At 67.5% G+C, this 17,657-nt stretch carries 17 protein-coding genes and 1 pseudogene; 4 read left to right on the top strand and 14 right to left on the bottom strand.

The features are described from left to right. Positions 1–99 precede the first annotated feature (99 nt). Positions 100–966, top strand: a pseudogene (locus J0I42_RS13410) (ComEC/Rec2 family competence protein); the annotation flags it as partial. Here J0I42_RS13410 and lexA read toward each other — a convergent pair. The 11 genes from lexA to J0I42_RS13355 all read right to left on the bottom strand — a co-directional run bounded on the left by lexA (position 960) and on the right by J0I42_RS13355 (position 11,311). Beyond that, complete coding sequence (gene lexA, locus J0I42_RS13405) at positions 960–1,673, bottom strand: transcriptional repressor LexA (RefSeq protein WP_291655436.1); 714 nt, start codon at positions 1,671–1,673, stop codon at positions 960–962. The pseudogene J0I42_RS13410 and the gene lexA sit on opposite strands and share 7 nt — an antisense overlap. Before the next feature lie 80 nt (positions 1,674–1,753). Beyond that, entirely contained in the window at positions 1,754–2,965 is a 1,212-nt protein-coding gene (locus J0I42_RS13400) for a molybdopterin molybdotransferase MoeA (RefSeq protein WP_291655434.1), read from the bottom strand. A gap of 57 nt (positions 2,966–3,022) precedes the next feature. Further along, on the bottom strand, positions 3,023–3,505 hold the full coding sequence (gene moaC, locus J0I42_RS13395; protein ID WP_291655432.1) for a cyclic pyranopterin monophosphate synthase MoaC: 483 nt from the start codon (positions 3,503–3,505) through the stop codon (positions 3,023–3,025). Then, positions 3,502–4,308, bottom strand: a complete 807-nt coding sequence (gene trpC / locus J0I42_RS13390; RefSeq protein ID WP_291655430.1) for an indole-3-glycerol phosphate synthase TrpC — start codon at positions 4,306–4,308, stop codon at positions 3,502–3,504. Before trpC ends, moaC begins: the two co-directional genes overlap by 4 nt. A gap of 7 nt (positions 4,309–4,315) precedes the next feature. After that, complete coding sequence (trpD, locus tag J0I42_RS13385; protein ID WP_291655429.1) at positions 4,316–5,329, bottom strand: anthranilate phosphoribosyltransferase; 1,014 nt, start codon at positions 5,327–5,329, stop codon at positions 4,316–4,318. Positions 5,330–5,344: 15 nt separating this feature from the next. After that, positions 5,345–5,962, bottom strand: a complete 618-nt coding sequence (locus tag J0I42_RS13380; protein ID WP_291655427.1) for an anthranilate synthase component II — start codon at positions 5,960–5,962, stop codon at positions 5,345–5,347. Between the two features lie 97 nt (positions 5,963–6,059). Beyond that, positions 6,060–7,571, bottom strand: coding sequence for a helicase HerA domain-containing protein (locus tag J0I42_RS13375; RefSeq protein WP_291655425.1), 1,512 nt, complete (start codon positions 7,569–7,571; stop codon positions 6,060–6,062). A gap of 114 nt (positions 7,572–7,685) precedes the next feature. Continuing rightward, positions 7,686–7,967, bottom strand: coding sequence for a YARHG domain-containing protein (locus J0I42_RS13370; RefSeq protein WP_291655423.1), 282 nt, complete (start codon positions 7,965–7,967; stop codon positions 7,686–7,688). A 183-nt stretch (positions 7,968–8,150) separates the two neighbouring features. Then, positions 8,151–8,462, bottom strand: a complete 312-nt coding sequence (locus J0I42_RS13365; protein WP_291655422.1) for a hypothetical protein — start codon at positions 8,460–8,462, stop codon at positions 8,151–8,153. A 71-nt stretch (positions 8,463–8,533) separates the two neighbouring features. Continuing rightward, positions 8,534–9,568: an AMP-binding protein gene (locus J0I42_RS13360; RefSeq protein ID WP_291655420.1), complete on the bottom strand. Its 1,035-nt coding sequence runs from the start codon at positions 9,566–9,568 to the stop codon at positions 8,534–8,536. A gap of 9 nt (positions 9,569–9,577) precedes the next feature. Further along, a complete protein-coding gene (locus tag J0I42_RS13355) occupies positions 9,578–11,311 on the bottom strand; it encodes an extracellular solute-binding protein (RefSeq protein ID WP_291655418.1) in 1,734 nt (577 codons plus the stop codon). 358 nt (positions 11,312–11,669) lie between these two features. Between J0I42_RS13355 and J0I42_RS13350 the strand changes: the two genes are divergently transcribed. Then, entirely contained in the window at positions 11,670–12,458 is a 789-nt protein-coding gene (locus J0I42_RS13350; RefSeq protein WP_291655417.1) for an invasion associated locus B family protein, read from the top strand. Positions 12,459–12,562: 104 nt separating this feature from the next. Here the strand turns inward: J0I42_RS13350 and hspQ are convergent, their stop codons facing one another. Continuing rightward, positions 12,563–12,892 carry a heat shock protein HspQ gene (hspQ, locus tag J0I42_RS13345; RefSeq protein ID WP_047578680.1) on the bottom strand — a complete coding sequence of 110 codons (330 nt, stop codon included), beginning with the start codon at positions 12,890–12,892 and terminating at the stop codon, positions 12,563–12,565. Positions 12,893–13,003: 111 nt separating this feature from the next. Then, positions 13,004–14,053 carry an HpcH/HpaI aldolase/citrate lyase family protein gene (locus J0I42_RS13340; protein ID WP_291655411.1) on the bottom strand — a complete coding sequence of 350 codons (1,050 nt, stop codon included), beginning with the start codon at positions 14,051–14,053 and terminating at the stop codon, positions 13,004–13,006. A 273-nt stretch (positions 14,054–14,326) separates the two neighbouring features. Between J0I42_RS13340 and J0I42_RS13335 the strand changes: the two genes are divergently transcribed. Together J0I42_RS13335 and J0I42_RS13330 are read left to right on the top strand one after the other, a co-directional pair. Then, entirely contained in the window at positions 14,327–15,298 is a 972-nt protein-coding gene (locus J0I42_RS13335) for an AEC family transporter (protein WP_291655409.1), read from the top strand. A gap of 7 nt (positions 15,299–15,305) precedes the next feature. Beyond that, on the top strand, positions 15,306–16,424 hold the full coding sequence (locus tag J0I42_RS13330; RefSeq protein WP_291655407.1) for a CaiB/BaiF CoA transferase family protein: 1,119 nt from the start codon (positions 15,306–15,308) through the stop codon (positions 16,422–16,424). A 5-nt stretch (positions 16,425–16,429) separates the two neighbouring features. Here the strand turns inward: J0I42_RS13330 and J0I42_RS13325 are convergent, their stop codons facing one another. Beyond that, positions 16,430–17,605 (bottom strand): UbiH/UbiF family hydroxylase, encoded by a 1,176-nt coding sequence (locus tag J0I42_RS13325; protein ID WP_291655405.1) that lies wholly within the window; start codon positions 17,603–17,605, stop codon positions 16,430–16,432. Between the last annotated feature and the right edge of the window lie 52 nt (positions 17,606–17,657).

Genomic DNA, 17,657 nt, shown 5'->3' with positions numbered 1-17,657 from the left:
CAACAGCAATTTAATCAGCAACTCCAGTCACTTAGCAAATGAATTGGGAAGCGATGACAACGCATGAAAACGGTTGAGTATTGACAGACCTTCAATCCCTTCGGCCTGCTCGGCAACGCCATGGCGCTGCCCTTCGTCTCGCTTTTCGTCATGCCGGCGGCGGTATTCGGCGTGCTGGCCTATCCCTTCGGGCTCGACTGGCCGGCCTGGGCCTTGATGGGGCTTGCCTCCGATGTCGTGCTCAAGGTGGCACATTGGGTCGCGAGCATCGACCATTCCACCGTGACGGTTGTGGCTTTCGGCCCAGCCGTGCTGGCCTGCTTCGCGCTGGCGCTGCTCTGGCTCACGCTCTGGACCACGGCCTGGCGCTGGCTCGCGGCCTTCCCGCTGCTCCTCGGCGTCGCCATCGCCGGAAAGCCGGAGCGGCCTGAAATCCTGATCGAGCGCGACGGTTCCGGGCTCGCCGTGCGCGGGCCGGACGGGCGCCTCGCCATCGCGGGCAAGCCCAGCCGCTTCGTCCTGCAGCAATGGCTCGCGGCCGATGGCGACAGCCGCTCGCCGGACGATCCGACATTGCGCGCCGGTGTGACCTGCGACCGGCTGGCTTGCGTTGCGCAAACAGCCGACAAGCGCACGATCTCGTACACGCGAGAACGGCTCGCCATCATCGAGGACTGCCAGCGCGCGGATCTCGTTGTCACCGCGATCCCCTGGAGCGGGGCCTGTAAAGCCAAGCTCGTCGAACGGATGGCACTGTCACGCGACGGCGCGACCTCGCTCTACCGCACGGCATCGGGCTGGAGCAGCCATGTCTCCGAGCCGAACGCGGCCGACCGTCCCTGGACCCGCCGACGCGAGCGCCGCCCGGCAGAGTCGAGCACGCGTCCCGCCAGTCAAACGATGACCGCGCAGCCGGCACCAGCCGTCGACACCGAAGCCGAGGCCGATACCGAGCGTCTTCAGTAGCGCCGCATCAGGTTGACAAGGCGGCCCTGGATCTTGACCCGGTCGGGCCCGAGCACACGGGTCTCGTAGGCCGGGTTTGCGGCTTCGAGCGCGATCGAGGAGCCGCGCTTGCGCAGGCGCTTCAGCGTCGCTTCCTCGTCGTCGATCAAGGCCACGACGATGTCGCCGGTATTGGCGGTGTCCTGCCGGCGGATGACGACGGTATCACCGTCGAGAATGCCGGCCTCGACCATCGAATCGCCACGGACTTCGAGCGCGTAATGCTCGCCGGAGCCGAGCATGTCGGGGGGCAGCGAGACGGTATGGCTGCGGCTCTGGATCGCCGAGATCGGCGTGCCCGCCGCGATCCGGCCCATGACCGGAATGGCAATGGAATGCCGGCTGTCGTCCTCGGTCGTGGAGGGGCGCGGCTTGGCCACGCTGGGTTGCGCGCCGAGGCCGCCTTGCACGACGGCGGGGCTGAACCGCGGACGCGGCGCCGACGCGCCGAGCCCGTCCGGCATCTTGATGACTTCGAGAGCGCGCGCCCGGTTCGGCAGGCGGCGAATGAAGCCGCGCTCCTCCAACGCCATGATCAGGCGGTGGATGCCGGATTTCGAGCGCAGGTCGAGCGCGTCCTTCATCTCGTCGAAGGAGGGAGGCACGCCACTTTCGCGCAAGCGTTCCTGGATGAAGCGCAGGAGTTCGTGTTGCTTGCGTGTCAGCATGGTCGCCGCCAGCCCCTCAAAGCGCAGATTCGAAACAAAGCACGAACACCATACGCGTTCTGCTTGTGTTCCGCAAGCCGCTACCGCAAGGGCAGGATATGGCAGGGATCGCCTTTCCTGGCCGGAGCGGCATGGGCCGGCCGGATCGTCAGGGCCTGCGCCCGTGCCAGGGTGCCGAGCATCGAGGAATCCTGCCGGTCGAAGGGCGTCGCGACCCAGCCCTTGGGCGTCAGCGCGAGCTCGGAGCGCAGGTAATCCTCGCGCTCGTCATTGCCGGGCATGTCGCGGCCGAGGATCGCGGGGATGCTGCGGTCGCGATCGGCATCGGCAATGCCGAGCAGCGCCTCGATCAAGGGCAGCACGAAGAGATGGCCGCAGACGATCGAGGAGACCGGGTTGCCCGGCAGCCCGACCACGACCATCCGGCCGAGTCTTCCGGTCATCATCGGCTTGCCCGGCCGCATCGCGATTTTCCAGAAGCCGAGCGACATGCCGGCCCGCGTCAGCGCTTCCTGCACGAGATCATGCGCACCGACCGAGGCGCCGCCCAGCGTGATCAGCACATCGGCATCGGCCTCGCTCGCCCTTGCGATCTTGCTGGCGAGATCGGCATGATCGTCGCGGGCGATGCCGAGATCAAGAACCACGCCGCCGGCCTTCTCGACCAGCGCGGCCAGCGAGAACGAATTCGAGGCGACAATCTGGTCACGGCCGACCGGCTCGCCCGGCGCCACCAGTTCGTCGCCGGTGGCGAGGATCGCGACGCGCGGCTTGCGCCGGACCGGCAAGGTTGGATGCCCCATCGCGGCGGCAAGCCCGAGCGCTGCGCTGTCGAGCACGCGTCCGGCTGAAAGCAGCACGTCGCCCTCGTGGAAGTCGAGCCCCGCCGCGCGCAGGAACTTGCCCTTGGCCGGCGGCACGCGGACGCGGATCACCGGGCCGTCGACGCCGTCCGCGTCTTCCTGCATCAGGATGGTGTCGGCTCCCGCCGGCATTGGCGCGCCCGTGAAGATGCGGACGGCCTGCCCCGGTCCGACCGATCCGTCGAAAGCCCGGCCGGCTGCAGATTCGCCGATCACGGCAAGCGAGACGCCTTCCGCCATCTCGTCGCCGCGCACGGCATAGCCGTCCATGGCCGAGTTGGCGAAGGGCGGCTGTGTCCGCAACGCCTCGACCGCACCGGCCAGCACCCGCCAGGCGCAATGCGCCAGCGGCAGGGCTTCCGCCTCGGTCGGTCCCGGAATGCTGTCGAGCAGCGCCTTGCGCGCGACGGGAACCGGGGTGAGCGTCATCAGAGCACGATGCCGAAAAGTGGGAACCGGTTTTCGGATGACATCGTGCTCACTCCTCTAGTCAACTTTCGCCTCGTAGTCGCCGGACTGGCCGCCGGACTTGTGCAGCAGGCGGATGTTCTCGATCCGCATCGCCCGGTCGACGGCCTTGACCATGTCGTAGACGGTGAGACAGGCGACAGAGACGGCGGTCAGCGCCTCCATCTCGACGCCGGTCTGGCCCTTCATCTTCACCTCTGCGCGCACGCGCACGCCCGGCAGGGCCTCGTCGATATCGAGATCGACGGCGATCTTGCTCAGCAGCAGCGGGTGGCAAAGCGGGATCAGTTCATGCGTGCGCTTCGCCGCCATGATGCCTGCGAGGCGCGCCGTGCCGAGCACGTCGCCCTTCTTGGCGTTGCCATCGCGCACGATCGCGATCGTCTCCGGCGCCATGACGATCTGGCCTTCGGCGATCGCCATGCGGGTCGTCTCGGCCTTGCCGCCGACATCGACCATATGCGCCTGGCCTTGCGCGTCGAGATGGCTGAGCTTGCTCACGCCGCGGCGGCCTTGCCGGAGAGCAGCGTCTGCGTCGCGGCGGTGACGTCGGCCTGCCGCATCAGGCTCTCGCCGACGAGAAAGGTATTCACGCCGATCCGGTTGAGCCGGGCGATGTCGTCATGCGTGAAGATGCCGCTCTCGCTGATGACGATCCGGTCGGCAGGCACGCGTTGCGCCAGCCGCTCGGTCACGGCGAGATCGACATTGAAGCTGCGCAGGTCGCGATTGTTGATGCCGAGCAGGCGGCTCTCGAGCTTGAGCGCCCGGTCGAGTTCGGCATCGTCATGGACCTCGACGAGCACGTCCATGCCGAGCCCGCGTGCAGTCTCGTTCAACGCCCTGGCGGTGTCGTCGTCGACACCGGCCATGATGATCAGGATGCAGTCGGCGCCCCAGGAGCGGGCCTCGTAGACCTGATAGGGCTCGTAGAGGAAATCCTTGCGCAAAGCCGGCAGGCCGGCGGCCTCGCGCGCTTCGGTGAGGAATTCCGGCTGGCCCTGGAAGGATGGGGCGTCGGTCAGCACGGAGAGGCAAGCCGCGCCGCCGGCGGCATAAGCGCGGGCGAGCGAGGGCGGATCGAAATCGGCGCGGATGAGTCCTTTGGACGGGCTCGCCTTCTTGATCTCAGCGATCAATGCCGGCGTGCCCTGCGCGAGCTTGTCCGCGAGTGCATCGGCAAAGCCGCGCGGCTTGGAAGCTGCGCGGGCGCGGCGTTCGATTTCGGCCTGCGGCACCGCGGCTTTTGCCGCCGCGATTTCCTGGCGTTTATAGGCTTCGATCTTTGCGAGAATATCGGTCATGCCGGCCTCACGCGTTCGAGGCTTTGACGAGCGCGGCGAGCACCGCCTTGGCCTTGCCGGAATCGAGTGCGGCCGTCGCCTGGGCGAAGCCGTCTTTCAGGTCCTTGGCCTTGCCGGCGACGAGCAGTGCCGCAGCCGCATTGAAGGCGGCGATGTCGCGGAAGCCGGTCTTCTCGCCGCCGAGCACGGCGTTGAGCGCCACCGCGTTCTCCTCGGGTGTGCCGCCGCGCAGGACTTCCGGCTTGGCAGGCTGAAGGCCGACATCGGCCGGGCTGATCGAGAAGCTCTCGATCTTGCCGTTTTCCAGCGAGACGACGCGGGTCGGGCCCGTCGTGGTGATCTCGTCGAGGCCGTCGGAGCCATGCACGGCCCAGACGCGGGTCGAGCCGAGCGAGGCCAGCACCTTGACCATTGGTTCCAGCCAGGTCTCGGAGAAGGCGCCGATGAGCTGGCGCCTGGCGCCGGCCGGGTTGGAGAGCGGGCCGAGCAGGTTGAAGATCGTGCGCGTGCCGAGCTCGGTGCGCACCGGCGCGACATGGCGCATCGAGGCGTGATGCGTCGGCGCGAACATGAAGCCGACCCCGGCCTCGCGGATGCAATGCTCGGTCGCGGCCGGGTCGAGCCCGACCTTGACGCCGAGCGCGGTCAGCACGTCGGCCGCGCCGGAGCGCGAGGACGCCGCGCGGTTGCCATGCTTGGCGACCGGCACGCCGCAGGCAGCCGTGATGATCGAGGCCAGCGTCGAGACATTGTAGGAGCCGGAGGAATCGCCGCCAGTGCCGACGATGTCGATCGCCTCGGGCGGCGCCTTCACGGGCAGCATCTTGCCGCGCATGGCGCCGACGGCGCCGGCGATCTCGTCGATCGTCTCGCCGCGTACGCGCAGCGCCATCAGGAAGGCGGCCGACTGTGCGTTGGTGACCTCGCCGGAAAGGATGGTGTCGAAGGCGTCGCGCGCTTCCTCGCGGGAGAGCGTCGCGCCGGTCGCGACCTTGGCGATGAAGGGTTTGAAATCGTCCATGGGAACTCTGCGGAATCAGGCTGAAAGGGTCAGGGCGGAGGCTTCGCGTTCGCTCTGCCATCGCTCCGCGAGATCGAGGAAATTCCGCAGGATCGTCGCGCCATGCTCGGAGGCGATGCTCTCCGGATGGAACTGGACGCCGTGGACCGGGAGTTCCCGGTGCGAGAGTGCCATGATCAGGCCGTCATCGCTTTCCGCCTCGATTTCGAAGACATCGGGGCAGGAGGCGCGCTCGACCACGAGCGAATGATAGCGCGTCGCCTGCAGCGGGCCGTTGATGCCGCGGAACAGGCCACGCGCCTTGTGGCGGATCGGCGAGACCTTGCCATGCATCGGCAGCGGTGCGCGCACGACCTGGCCGCCGAAGGCCTGACCCATCGCCTGCAGACCAAGGCAAACGCCGAAGATCGGCTTCCGGCCCGCGCCTTCGCGGATCAGGTTCAGGCAGATTCCGGCTTCGTTCGGCGTGCAGGGGCCGGGCGAGAGCACGATCGCATCGTGATTGCCGGCAAGCGCCTCGTCGACGGTCAGCGCGTCGTTGCGCCAGACATCGACCTCGGCGCCCAGCCCACCGATGAGATGGACCAGGTTCCAGGTGAAGCTGTCGTAGTTGTCGATCAACAGAACGCGCATGGCCGAACCCGTGAATGCGGCTTGAGGTCATGCACGTTCGGGGGCGGGGTGGTCAAGTTTCGCGGGCGAATGACGGCCTCGCGCGGCGGCCGGCCGGTCACCCCCGCGCGCTGCGGGGCATGCCTGCCGTGCGCGGCTGGGCCAGTCCCGGCGCGGTCTCGACGCCCAGCGTCGGGAGGGCAAGCGTCCGCTGGCCGCGGAAATCGACATGGCAGACGATCAGTCCGCGCTCCTCGATATAGCTGAGTACGCGCCGTGCCCGGCTCGGCGAGGCGCTGCCATAGATCTCCGCCAGCTCGGCATCGCTGGGGCAGGGCCGGCCCTCGATTGCGGTGCGGGCGATGTAGAGAAAGAGCCCCTGCAGGTCGTCTGGAAGGCTACCGGAGGCCGCCACTGCGGCCTGCCAGCCTTCGCTCGTCGCGATGCTGTCGCTGACGCCGGCCCGCGCCACCGCGAGCCTGCGGCGGAACTCCTCGAGACTCAGATGCGTGCGGCCGAGCCGGCGCATCCGGCAGCGCACGGTGAAATCCTGGTAGAGTACCGCGACCTGCCGCGAACGCGCCTCGGGATCGCCCATCAATTCGCGCAGGATCTCGGTCATGATCGCTTCGCGCTCTTCCGGTTCAAGCTCGATTTCGGGCTCGATTTCGGGCTGCGGGGCAGGGCGATAGGTCTCGATCCGGCGCAGCACCTCGGTCGGGTCGGGCCGCGGGCGCGGCGCGGGACGCATGGGGCGGGCCATCGGCAGCGGCTCGTCCTCGCCGCGCGTGAAGATCAGCTTGCCGGCCTCTTCCGGCGCCTGTTCGGGCAACGGCATCAGCCCCGGCGCACCGCCGCGATCCACCGACGAGACCGAGCCGATCCGGATCGGCAGCGGCCTCTTCGACAGGGCGGGGCCGAGCGCGACGAACTGGCCGCGTTCGAGATCGCGGAACATCTCGGCCTGGCGCCGGTCCATGCCGAGCAGGTCGGCGGCGCGCTGCATGTCGATGTCGAGAAAGGTGCGGCCCATCAGGAAGTTGGAGGCTTCCGCCGCGACGTTCTTGGCGAGTTTGGCGAGGCGCTGTGTCGCGATGACGCCGGCAAGGCCGCGCTTGCGGCCGCGGCACATCAGGTTGGTCATGGCGCCGAGCGAAAGCCGGCGCGCTTCGTCCGAGGCCTCGCCCGCCATCACGGGCGCGAAAAGTTGGGCCTCGTCGACCACGATCAGCATCGGGAACCAGAGCGAGCGGTCGACATCGAAGAGCCCGCCGAGGAAGGCGGCAGTCGCGCGCAACTGCTCGTCGGCTTCGAGGTTTTCGAGGTTCAGCACCACCGAGACGCGATGCTGGCGCACGCGCAGCGCGACGCGCTGCAACTCGGCCTCGCCGCATTCGGCATCGACCACGACATGGCCGAACTGGTCGGCGAGCGAGACGAAATCGCCTTCTGGATCGATGATCGCCTGTTGCACCAATGGTGCGCTCTGCTCCAGCAGGCGGCGCAAGAGATGTGACTTGCCCGAGCCGGAATTGCCCTGCACGAGCAGGCGCGTCGCCAGCAATTCGGCGAGATCGATCAGGCCGGGCTCGCCGGTCTTTGTCGTTCCCATCTCGATTGCAGTGGTCATGCGGGCGGTGAATCGTCGTGCTGGGTGTGGCGCGGAGGTGCGGCCGGCGCTTCTAGCACGGCCTTCCCCTCGCTGGGCGCAGGGCAGCCCTGCCTTCCACAGGCAATCGGATTCTCAGCGCGGGCAGCGCATCGTCCGTTCCTGTCGGATAATGTCGGCGATCGCCCGGTGGTCATTGGCAGAGAGCGGCAGGTCCTCGACATTGTCGTACTGGCAGCCGGCATTGCCGAAGGCCGCGATCGCGCGCTTCGTCCGGAAGCAATAGCCTTGCGCCTTGTAGATCTCGTTGCGCTGGATCCAGAGATCGGCACAGGCCTGGGGGCTGGCGAGCGTCGGCCCTGCCGTTGCGCCGGCCAGCAGAACGGTGGCGAGAAGCGGAAGGTAAAGGGCGCGCATGACGACGATCTCCGACGATTGAAGAGCGAGCTTCGCGGTGCAGCCGGGTGAAGGCAACTCTCGCCGGAGCGAGGCGGGCTTGTGGAGGCGCGTCGCCATTCCGGGCAAGCCGCGCGGTGTCGCTGATGCCGAGGCTTTCGCAAGGCGCCGCGATTTCCGATCGTGCCGGCTCGCGCCCGGTCGTTACGGCTTCTTCATCTCGAGACAGGTCAGCACCTCGACATAGCTTGGCGGTCCTCCGAAGCTGGCGCTCTCGACGCAGGTCGTTCGGGCGCTCGGCTGGAACTTGTGCCAGCGCGCGGTGAGCTCGGCGCGGGCCCGTTCCTCATCGGCCTGGCAGGCGCTGGCCGGACGGCCGACATCGACGCCGGACTTGCCGACATCGCGACATGCCGCGGAGATATCGAAGCGTGGCGGCGAATCCGCGATGGGGATGATGGCTGCTGCGGCGGGATTGCCGGAGATGGCCAGAAGAACGATACCGGCGGCGAGCATGGTCGTCACTCCACGAAAAACGCCCCTGCACCAACGCGAGACGACCGCGAGAGTTCCCGGCGGAAGCGCGGTCAGGCGGCCGGCGGGCCCTGCCGTTTGACGACGGTGATATCCGTGGCCGAGTGCGCCTCGATATCGACGATCGCAATGTCCGGACGATCTATGGCGGGCAGGCTTCGGGCTTCCGTCGCCCGGTGCACGAAGACCAGGCTGGCCAGGGCCGGATGCTCTGCTAGTCGCGAATGCGCCAATGCCGGTTCCATGTTCCCGGGCAGGACCAGATGGACATGGCGACCGCCTTCGATGCAGGCCTGCAGGTCGCCGAGGTTGAACAGCCCGAGCGTGAGCAGCTCGATGCCGCTCAGCATCGCCATGCCCGGTCCACTCGCGAGCGCCGCGAGATCGCCGCCGACCAGAGTCGTCACGATGCGCGATGAGATGGTCGGCTTCAGCGCCCGCGAGATGTCGAGCGCCTTCGCGAGCAGATCCCGCTCCGGCAGCGTGAACGGTCCACGCAGCGCGACGCCGTCGCAAACCTGCAGAACCGGCCGCTCGGTGAGCTGTGGCAGCGGATGCAGCGTCGGATTGGCCATCAGCAGGTCGAGCGGGGCGACTCCGTCGGGAACATCCGGCCCGAAGCCGCCGACGAAGCGTGTGCCGAAGGCCCTCATTGCGAGATTGCGCAGCGTGAGCAGCGGCCGCAACGATCCGACGCGGCTGACGCCGAGCGCCATCACGGCGTCCGCCGCCTCGATCAGCCGGAGCAGTTCGAGCTCGTTGCCGTGCAGCGGCAGCATCAGGGGCGACAGGCCCGCGCGCAGGCTCGCCAGGATCGAAACAATCGCCTCCGGCCCGAGCGGGGCCAGGATCGCGACGCTTGCGCCTGGCGTGCCCTTGTTGATGGCGAGCAGCCGGGCCAGTCGGTCGATGCGCTCGTCGAGATCGAGGAAGTTGGTCGAGCCCGGCGTGACGTCGCTCCAGCCGCGGCGGCCCGGCGGATCGCGCAAGGCGGCGTCATAGCCGCGACTGCGGGTCAGGGCGGCGAGCAGTGTGTCGAGATCGAGACCGTCGAGCAAGGCTGAGGCTTCGTCCTGTTCTGCCCGCATCGACAGACCCTAGTTGGCCGGCGCTGCCGCCGGAAGGCGGGCCAGCGCTTCGTTAGAGAGGAAATAGGCCGGTTGCCGCCCCGCCATGATCACGCCGCGCGCCAGCGCGATCCAGGTATCGGGCAGGTAATACAGCGGCACGACGTAGAAGCCGGAGATCAGCAAACGGTCGAGGGCGCGCACCGCGGCAACAAAATCCTCGCGCTCACGGGCGCCGAGCAGGGCTTGCAGCACCGCATCGACGGCGAGCGACTTCACCCCGGCATAATTCAGCGCGCCGTTGCGGGCGGCATTGGCCGAGCCCCAGCGTCCGATCTGTTCGTTGCCGGGCGAGGCCGAGGCCGGCCAGGTCCACTGGATCATGTCGAAATCGAAGGCCGACAGGCGTCGCCAGTACTGCACGTCGTCGATCAGCCGCACCGAGACGGCGATGCCGAGTCGGGCGAGCGATTGGGCATAGTTCAGCGCGAGCCGCTCCTGCGGCCGGCTCGTCACGGTGATCTCGAAGGCGAAGGGCTCGTCCTTGCCGCTGCGCAGCACGCCCTCGCGCAATCCGTAGCCGGCTTGCTTGAGCAGATCGAGCGCCTTGCGCGCCTGCTCGCGGTCGCGGCCGGAGCCGTCGGTTTCCGACGGCCGCCAGCTTCCGGCGAGGATGTCCTCGCGCACGGCGCCCGTAAAACCGGCGAGAAGCGCCTTCTCTCGGCTATCGGCGGGGACGCCGAGCGCCGAAAGGTCCGAATCCGAGAAGAAGCTGCCGGCGCGGCGATAGACGCCGTGGAACAGGTTGCGGTTGACCCATTCGAAGTCGAACAGGAGGCCCAGCGCCTCGCGCACCCGCACATCGGCGAAGATCGGCCGGCGCGTGTTGAAGACGAGACCGGTCATGCCCTTGGGCGTGTCGAAATGCAGGGTTTCCTGCCGGATGCGCCCGTCATGCACGGCCGGCACGTCATAGCCGGTCATCCAGCGCGTCGGGTCGCCTTCGACGCGGACATCGTAGAGCCCGGCCTTGAACGCCTCGAACAGCGCATTCGAATCCCGGTAGAAATCGTAGCGGATCTCGTCGGCGTTATAGAGCCCGCGCGTGAGCGGATGGTCCTCGGCCCAGAAATCCTTGCGGCGCTTCAGCAGAAGCGATTCGCCGGGCCGGACCTCCTCGACGGCATAGGGGCCGGAGCCGAGCGCCGGCTTGAAGCTGGTCTCGCCGAAGTTTTCGGCATTGGTCGCATGTCTGGCGAAGATCGGCAGCGACCCGATCACCAGCGGCAATTCGCGGTTGGAGCCGTCGCCGAGCTCGAATTCGACGCGCCGGGGCGAGGGCGCCGTGACCTTGGTGACACGGCCGAGGCTGGAGCGATGGAACGGCTTGCCCTTCGTTTTCAGCATCTCGAAGGTGAAGATCACGTCCTGCGCCGTGACCGGCTTGCCGTCGGAGAACCGCGCCCGCTCGTCGATCTCGAAGGCGAGATGCTTGCGGTCCGCGTCGAGCGCGACGCCGGAGGCGAGCAGGCCGTAGGCGGTGAAGGGCTCGTCCGCCGAGCGGTAGAGCAGGCTCTGCTGCACATATTTCGGCACGGCATCGGGCGCGACGCCGAGCACGACGAGCGGATTCAGGCTGTCGAACGTGCCCTGGATGCCGAGCACGATGCGCCCGCCTCTGGGCGCCTTGGGGTCGGCATAAGGCAGATGGGCGAAGCCGGGCGGTAGGGCGGGCTGGCCATGCATCGCGATGGCGTGCCGCATCGGCTCCGAATCGGCCGACGCCGCTTGGCCGCGCGCCAGGACGGCGAACGGGGCCACAGCCAGTAGAAGGTTGACCCCGCGGCGGCTCATCGCCTGGGGCAATCGAAGAAATTCCATCGTACGACCTGATTCCCTGCGTGAGAATAGCATGGGAGCAGCGGGTCACGCAGCTATTCGGGCTGGAATCCTCGGTGCGAACTCGCTAAAGGCGTGGGCAGGGTGTCATTCAAACGCCTCAATCGGCCTTGATGTGCACGGCTTGCGATGGCCGGCGCCCCATGCGATTGGGCCATCAGCGGTGACGCGCGCGGCTTGCGAAGTCGTGATCCCGAATTCGCTTGGTAAGGAAAGACAAGGAATGTCCGCTTCGTATCGCCTGTCATCTAGCGCGCTCGGCCTCGTGCTCAGCGCCGCCATCGGCTTCGCGCCCGTCGCGGCCTTCGCCCAGGCTCCGGCGCAGCGTCCTGCGCCCGCGCGTCCGGCTGCTCCGGCTCCGGCTCAGCCTGCCGCTCCCGCCCAGGGCGCCGCGGCGGCAACCGGCCCGACCGTCGTCCAGGTCAAGCCCGAGCCTTCTCAGACGAGCTGGACCAAGGTCTGCGGCAAGGATCAGGGCGCCAACAAGGAAATCTGCTACACCACCCGCGACTTCGTCTCGGATCAGGGCCAGCCGGTGCTCGCCGTCGCGGTCTATGACGTCAAGGGCGACGCCAACAAGATCGTGCGCTTCCTGATGCCGCTCGGCCTCCTGCTGCAGCCCGGTATCCGCTTCGGCGTCGACAGCGCGCAGCCGACCGGCGGCCGCTATGCCATCTGCTTCCCGAACGGCTGCTTCGCCGAGGCGCAGGTCAAGGACGACTTCATCAATGCGATGAAGAAGGGCACCAATCTGAACGTCAGCGTCCAGAATCAGGGCGCCCGCGAGCTGACCTTCACCATCCCGCTGGCCGATTTCGCCAAGGGCTTCGACGGTGCTGCCATCGACCCGAAGGTGCTCGAGGACCAGCAGAAGCAGCTCCAGGACGAGCTCGCCAAGCGTCAGGAAGAGCTGCGCCAGCGCCTCGGCGCCGGTGGTGCCGCCGCTCCGGGCGCTGCTGCCCCGGCTCCCGGCGCCGCGCCTGCCGCGCCGGCGACCCCGCCGAAGCCCTGAGCTACGGCGCTATCGCCGGAAACGGAAAAGGCCGGTCCCTCGCGGGGCCGGCCTTTTTCTTTGGCGATGTGCCGCGCGCCATCGAGCTAGGAGAGCAGCCCGCCTCAATTCAGATCGGCGCGGTCCAGCTTGTAGCGGCCCTTGCGGTCGCGCCGGAAGAATTCCTTGGCGCGCGGATGACGCACGGGCTCGCCGGAATCGTCGTCGACGAGGTTCTGCTCGGAGACATAGGCGACGTACTCCGCCTCCTCGTTCTCGGCGAAGAGGTGATAGAAGGGCTGGTCCTTCGACGGGCGCATAGCCTCCGGAATCGCCATCCACCACTCCTCGGTGTTCGAGAAGACCGGGTCGACGTCGAAGATCACGCCACGGAACGGGTAGATGCGGTGCTTAACCACCTGCCCGATCCTGAACTTGGCCGAACGCGCTTCCATGACAGATCCATCTTGCGCCGGCCGATGCGCCGCCGGCTTAGGTCTTGCCGCCTTGCGCAAGCAATGCGTCGTAAATGCGTCGAAATCAATCGATCGGAGCCCGCTGTCCCATCACATTGCGTAGCGCTGCCCCATATCCGGGTCGCGTGCCGCGACCTGCGTTGCGAGGTCGACGATCACCTTCGCCTGCTTCCAGGTGGCGTCGTCCTGCATCTTGCCGTCGATCATCACGGCGCCCGAACCGTCCGGCATCGCCTCCAGGATGCGCGTGGCGAAGGCGACCTCGGCAGGATCGGGGCTGAAGACGCGCTTGGCGATGGCGATCTGCGAGGGATGCAGCGTCCAGGCGCCGGCGCAGCCGAGCAGGAAGGCGTTGCGGAACTGCGCCTCGCAGGCGGCCTCGTCGACGAAATCGCCGAAGGGACCGTAGAACGGCTTGATTCCGGCCGCGGCGCAGGCATCGACCATCTTGGCGAGTGTGTAATGCCAGAGATCCTGCTGCGCCACGGTGCGCGGCCCGCCATCGGGGGAGGGGTCGGCGATCACCTTGTATTCGGGGTGCCCTCCGCCGACGCGGGTCGTCTTCATGGCGCGCGAGGCGGCGAGGTCGGCGGGGCCGAGGCTCATCCCGTGCATGCGCGGCGAGGCGGTCGCGATCGCCTCGACATTCTTGACGCCTTCCGCCGTCTCCAGGATGGCATGGATCAGGACCGGTTTGCGAAGCAGGTGCCGCGCCTCGAACTGCGCGAGCAACTGGTCGACATAGTGGATGTCCCAGGGGCCCTCGACCTTGGGCACCATCACGACATCGAGCTTGCCGCCGATCTCGCCCATGATCGCGGTGATGTCGTCGAGGAACCATGGCGAATTCAGCGCATTGACACGGGTCCACAGGCCGGTCCTGCCGAAATCCACCGCCTTGCCCATGGTAATGAAGCCGTCGCGCGCCGCCTGCTTGGCCTCGACCGGGATCGCATCCTCGAGATTGCCGAGCACGATATCGACCTGTCCGGCGAGCGCGCCGACCTTGGCGCGGACTTTCTCCAGATGTGGCGGCACGAAATGGATCATCCGTTCGAGCCGCAGCGGCAATTCGCGGAAGGGCTCCGGCGCGCCGATCGCGAGCGGGCGGAAGAATTGGCGCGGCGTCCTGGTCGTCATCGGCGGCTCCATGCTGCAATGCAGCGAATGTGGCGGAGATGGTGCGCGCCGTCCATGGTTCTTTCGCTGGTGCATAGGCCGGAATACCTAGGTTATTAATCCCATTGCATCTTATAGGCAATATTTCCTAGGTATCGTATCCTGCCCTTGCGGTGCGCGCGGGCAGGCACACTGCAAAAGCGCTTGCTGCCTTCCAGCCATGCGCTAGATGCAGATGCCCGCCGGGTTTCGTTCGAAAGCGGGCGCATTTCCCGCAGGACGAAAACACCGCCGATGGTCGATCTCCTCAGTATTTTCAATCTGGTCGCGCCGTTCTTCGGGCTGATCGTGCTGGGCTTCGCAATCGGCCGCTACAAGCAATTGCCGGAAGCAGGGCTCGCCTGGCTGCAGTTCTTCCTGATCTATGTCGCACTGCCGCCGCTGTTTTACCGGCTGATCGCCGACAAGCCGTTGAGCGAACTCGCCAACTGGAAGTTCATCGCCGGCACGACCTTCGCGACCTTCTGCGCCTTCTGCCTCTCTTTTGCGCTCGGGCTGAAGCACAACAAGGGCGATATGCCGCAGGCGGTGATGCAAGGTGTGGCGGGGTCCTATTCCAACATTGGCTATATGGGCCCGCCGCTGATTCTGGCGGCGCTCGGCCCCACGGCCAGTGCCCCGGTGGTCCTGATCTTCGTCTTCGATAATATCCTGCTCTTTTCGCTCGTGCCGTTTCTGATGGCGCTGGCGGGGGTCGGGAAGCAGAGCGTGCTGGCGACGGCCTGGGAGGTGGTTTGGCGGGTCCTGACCCATCCTTTCAATATCGCCACGCTCGCCGGCGTCGCGGCGAGTTACTTCAGGATCGAGCTGCCGGTTGCGATCGACCGGATGGTGCTCTGGCTCTCCCAGGCCGCCGCGCCCTGCGCGCTCTTCCTGCTTGGCGTCACCGTGGCGCTCAGGCCGATGAAGACGATGCCCGCAGAGGTGCCGGGGCTGTTCTTCATCAAGCTCGTGCTGCACCCGCTCCTGGTCTGGGTGCTGCTCTCGGCGCTCGGCGGCATACCGACCAACTGGATCTATGCCGCGATCATCATGGCGGCGCTGCCGCCCGCCTTGAACATCTTCGTCATCTCGACGCAGTACCGGGTGGGGGTCGAGCGCGCCTCGGCCTGCATCCTCGTTGGCACCATCGTCTCGATGGTCACGCTGTCGGGCTTCCTGTGGCTGGTGAAGACGGGCAGGATAGCGGCCGATTTGTTTCACTGAGGGTGCCATGCTGCCGCTGGACGACCTGCTGGTCCTCGATTTCTCGACGCTCCTGCCCGGGCCGCTGGCGAGCCTCTTCTTTTCCGAGGCCGGAGCGCGCGTCATCAAGATCGAGCGGCCGGGCGGCGAGGACATGCGCGGCTTCCCGCCGCGCTTCGGCGAGACAGCGGCGCCCTTCGCGGTGCTCAACCGCGGCAAGGAAAGCGTCGAGCTCGACCTGAAGGCACCGGACGCGCTTGCACGGCTGACCCCGCTGATCGCGAAAGCCGATATCCTGATTGAGCAGTTCCGGCCGGGCGTGATGGAGCGGCTCGGCTTCGGCCATGAAGCGTTGAAGGCGATCAACCCCCGCCTGATCTATTGCTCGATCAGCGGCTATGGCCAGCATGGCCCGCGCGCGCAGGAGGCCGGGCACGACATCAATTACCAGGCGCTCGGCGGCCTGCTCGGGCAATCCCTGAAGCGTGGCGAGGCGCCGCCTCTGCCGCCGCCGCTCGTCGCCGACATCGCCGGCGGCACCATGCCGGCCGTGCTCAACATCCTGCTGGCACTCCGCCAGCGTGATCGTACCGGGCAGGGCTGCCATCTCGATATCGCCATGGCCGATGCGATGCCCACCTTCGCCTGGTACGGGCTCGCGCAAGGGCAGGTGACCGGCTCCTTTCCCGATGGCGGGGAGGGCCTCCTGACCGGCGCGAGCCCACGCTACGGTCTCTATGCCACCGCCGATGGCTGGTTCCTGGCGGTGGGCGCGATCGAACCGAAATTCTGGCAGGGCTTCTGTGAGGGAATCGGCCTCGACGAGAGGCTGCGCGACGACCGCCGTGACCCGCAAGCGACGCAGGCGGGCATCGCCGCGATCATCGCAAGTGAGAGCGCTGCCTATTGGCGTGCGCTCATCGAGCCGCTCGATTGCTGCTGTACGGTGGTGCGGACGCTGGAAGAGGCGGTCTCCGATCCGCAAATGTCGGGGCGCGGTCTGCTCGATGCGCAGGTCGAGGAACCCGGCGGTCGACGCCTCGTCTCGACGTCGTTGCCGCTGGCGCCGGTCTTTCGCGAGCAAGCGGCCGGCTTGCGCAAGGTCGTGGCGAGCGGTGCCGATACGCGTAGGTTACTGGACGGCTAGCACGCTCAGGCGCGCGCGCCGCCAGCCAGCCCCTGCCGCATCACGAGCCGCCTGAGCGGGCCGATCCGCGACAGTGCGAGCAGGCCGGCGCCGCGCATCAGGTCGGCCGGCAGCAGATCAGTCAGCAGCGTGCGGTTCAGCACATCGACCGCACCCGTGCGCAACCGGACATCGGTCTGCCGCGCCCTATCGTAATCGGCAATGACGCCCGGAGCGCCGGCATCGGTCGCGCCTGCCAGCGCCTCGCCCAGCGCCGCGACATCGCGCAGGCCGAGATTCAGTCCCTGCGCGCCGATCGGCGGGAAGACATGAGCGGCTTCGCCGATCAGGGCCATGCGGCCGTTGCCGAAGCGTTCGACCGAGAGCCCGCCCATGGGCACCTTGCCGCGCGGCCCCGAGACGGTCATTGCGCCGAGCAGCGACTGCACCTGCTTTTCGACCCTCAACGCAAAAGCCGCATCGTCGAGTGCCGCAACGACCGCTGCCTCTTCCGGATCGAGCAGCCAGACCAGCGAGGAGTGCCGGCCGGGCAGGGGCACGAGCGTGCACGGCCCCTTGCGGGTGTGGAATTCCGTCGAGGTTTCCCGATGGTCTCTGGCATGCGCGAAGATCGCGGTCAGCGCGACCTGCGGATAGCGCCAGTCGCGGCTTTCGATGCCGGCCGCTGCGCGCACCTGAGAGTTGCGCCCGTCGGCGCCGACAACGAGCCGGGCGTTCACGGGAGCGAAGCCTTCGCCGGAGAGGCGCACGCTATCCGTTTCCGGATCGATGGCCCGGACGAAACCGGGGATCATCCGCAAGCCAGGCAGCGCGCTTGCCTTCTCGGCAAGGATCGCCGTCAGGTCGGCATTCGCGATGTTCCAGCCGAAAGCCTCCAGCCCGATCTCGGAGGCCCGGAACTCGACCGGCGGCTGGCGGAACAGGCTGCCGCTGTCGTCGACCAATCGCATTACGGCAAGCGGTGCGGCCTTCTCCAGCAACGCATCCTGCACGCCGAGCTCGGCCAGCATCCGCCAGGAGCCGTCGAGCAGCGCGACGGTCCGCCCATCGCGCTGCGTCGCGACCGGGCCGAGCAGGGCGACGCTGCGCCCTTCCCGGCTCAGCGCCAGCGCTGCGGCCAACCCGACGGCGCCGGCACCCACGATGGCGATATCGACCTGATCGGCAGTCTGCGTGCTCATCGCCATTGGCTAGCCGATGCGTCGCGCTTTGGCCACGGGCCGCAAAGTCGCA

The sequence above is a fragment of the Allobosea sp. genome (assembly GCF_017308015.1).
GTDB lineage: Bacteria > Pseudomonadota > Alphaproteobacteria > Rhizobiales > Beijerinckiaceae > Allobosea.
The sequence above is the reverse complement of the archived record's forward strand: the minus strand, read 5'-3'. Positions and strand labels throughout refer to the sequence as shown.

What these genes read in the sequence shown, in the direction of transcription:
- lexA (WP_291655436.1), bottom strand. Translation starts at nt 1,673, where the DNA reads ATGCTGACACGCAAGCAACACGAACTCCTGCGCTTCATCCAGGAACGC.
- J0I42_RS13400 (WP_291655434.1), bottom strand. Translation starts at nt 2,965, where the DNA reads ATGACGCTCACCCCGGTTCCCGTCGCGCGCAAGGCGCTGCTCGACAGC.
- trpC (WP_291655430.1), bottom strand. Translation starts at nt 4,308, where the DNA reads ATGACCGATATTCTCGCAAAGATCGAAGCCTATAAACGCCAGGAAATC.
- trpD (WP_291655429.1), bottom strand. Translation starts at nt 5,329, where the DNA reads ATGGACGATTTCAAACCCTTCATCGCCAAGGTCGCGACCGGCGCGACG.
- J0I42_RS13380 (WP_291655427.1), bottom strand. Translation starts at nt 5,962, where the DNA reads ATGCGCGTTCTGTTGATCGACAACTACGACAGCTTCACCTGGAACCTG.
- J0I42_RS13375 (WP_291655425.1), bottom strand. Translation starts at nt 7,571, where the DNA reads ATGACCACTGCAATCGAGATGGGAACGACAAAGACCGGCGAGCCCGGC.
- J0I42_RS13370 (WP_291655423.1), bottom strand. Translation starts at nt 7,967, where the DNA reads ATGCGCGCCCTTTACCTTCCGCTTCTCGCCACCGTTCTGCTGGCCGGC.
- J0I42_RS13365 (WP_291655422.1), bottom strand. Translation starts at nt 8,462, where the DNA reads ATGCTCGCCGCCGGTATCGTTCTTCTGGCCATCTCCGGCAATCCCGCC.
- J0I42_RS13360 (WP_291655420.1), bottom strand. Translation starts at nt 9,568, where the DNA reads ATGCGGGCAGAACAGGACGAAGCCTCAGCCTTGCTCGACGGTCTCGAT.
- J0I42_RS13355 (WP_291655418.1), bottom strand. Translation starts at nt 11,311, where the DNA reads ATGCGGCACGCCATCGCGATGCATGGCCAGCCCGCCCTACCGCCCGGC.
- J0I42_RS13350 (WP_291655417.1), top strand. Translation starts at nt 11,670, where the DNA reads ATGTCCGCTTCGTATCGCCTGTCATCTAGCGCGCTCGGCCTCGTGCTC.
- hspQ (WP_047578680.1), bottom strand. Translation starts at nt 12,892, where the DNA reads ATGGAAGCGCGTTCGGCCAAGTTCAGGATCGGGCAGGTGGTTAAGCAC.
- J0I42_RS13340 (WP_291655411.1), bottom strand. Translation starts at nt 14,053, where the DNA reads ATGACGACCAGGACGCCGCGCCAATTCTTCCGCCCGCTCGCGATCGGC.
- J0I42_RS13335 (WP_291655409.1), top strand. Translation starts at nt 14,327, where the DNA reads ATGGTCGATCTCCTCAGTATTTTCAATCTGGTCGCGCCGTTCTTCGGG.
- J0I42_RS13330 (WP_291655407.1), top strand. Translation starts at nt 15,306, where the DNA reads ATGCTGCCGCTGGACGACCTGCTGGTCCTCGATTTCTCGACGCTCCTG.
- J0I42_RS13325 (WP_291655405.1), bottom strand. Translation starts at nt 17,605, where the DNA reads ATGAGCACGCAGACTGCCGATCAGGTCGATATCGCCATCGTGGGTGCC.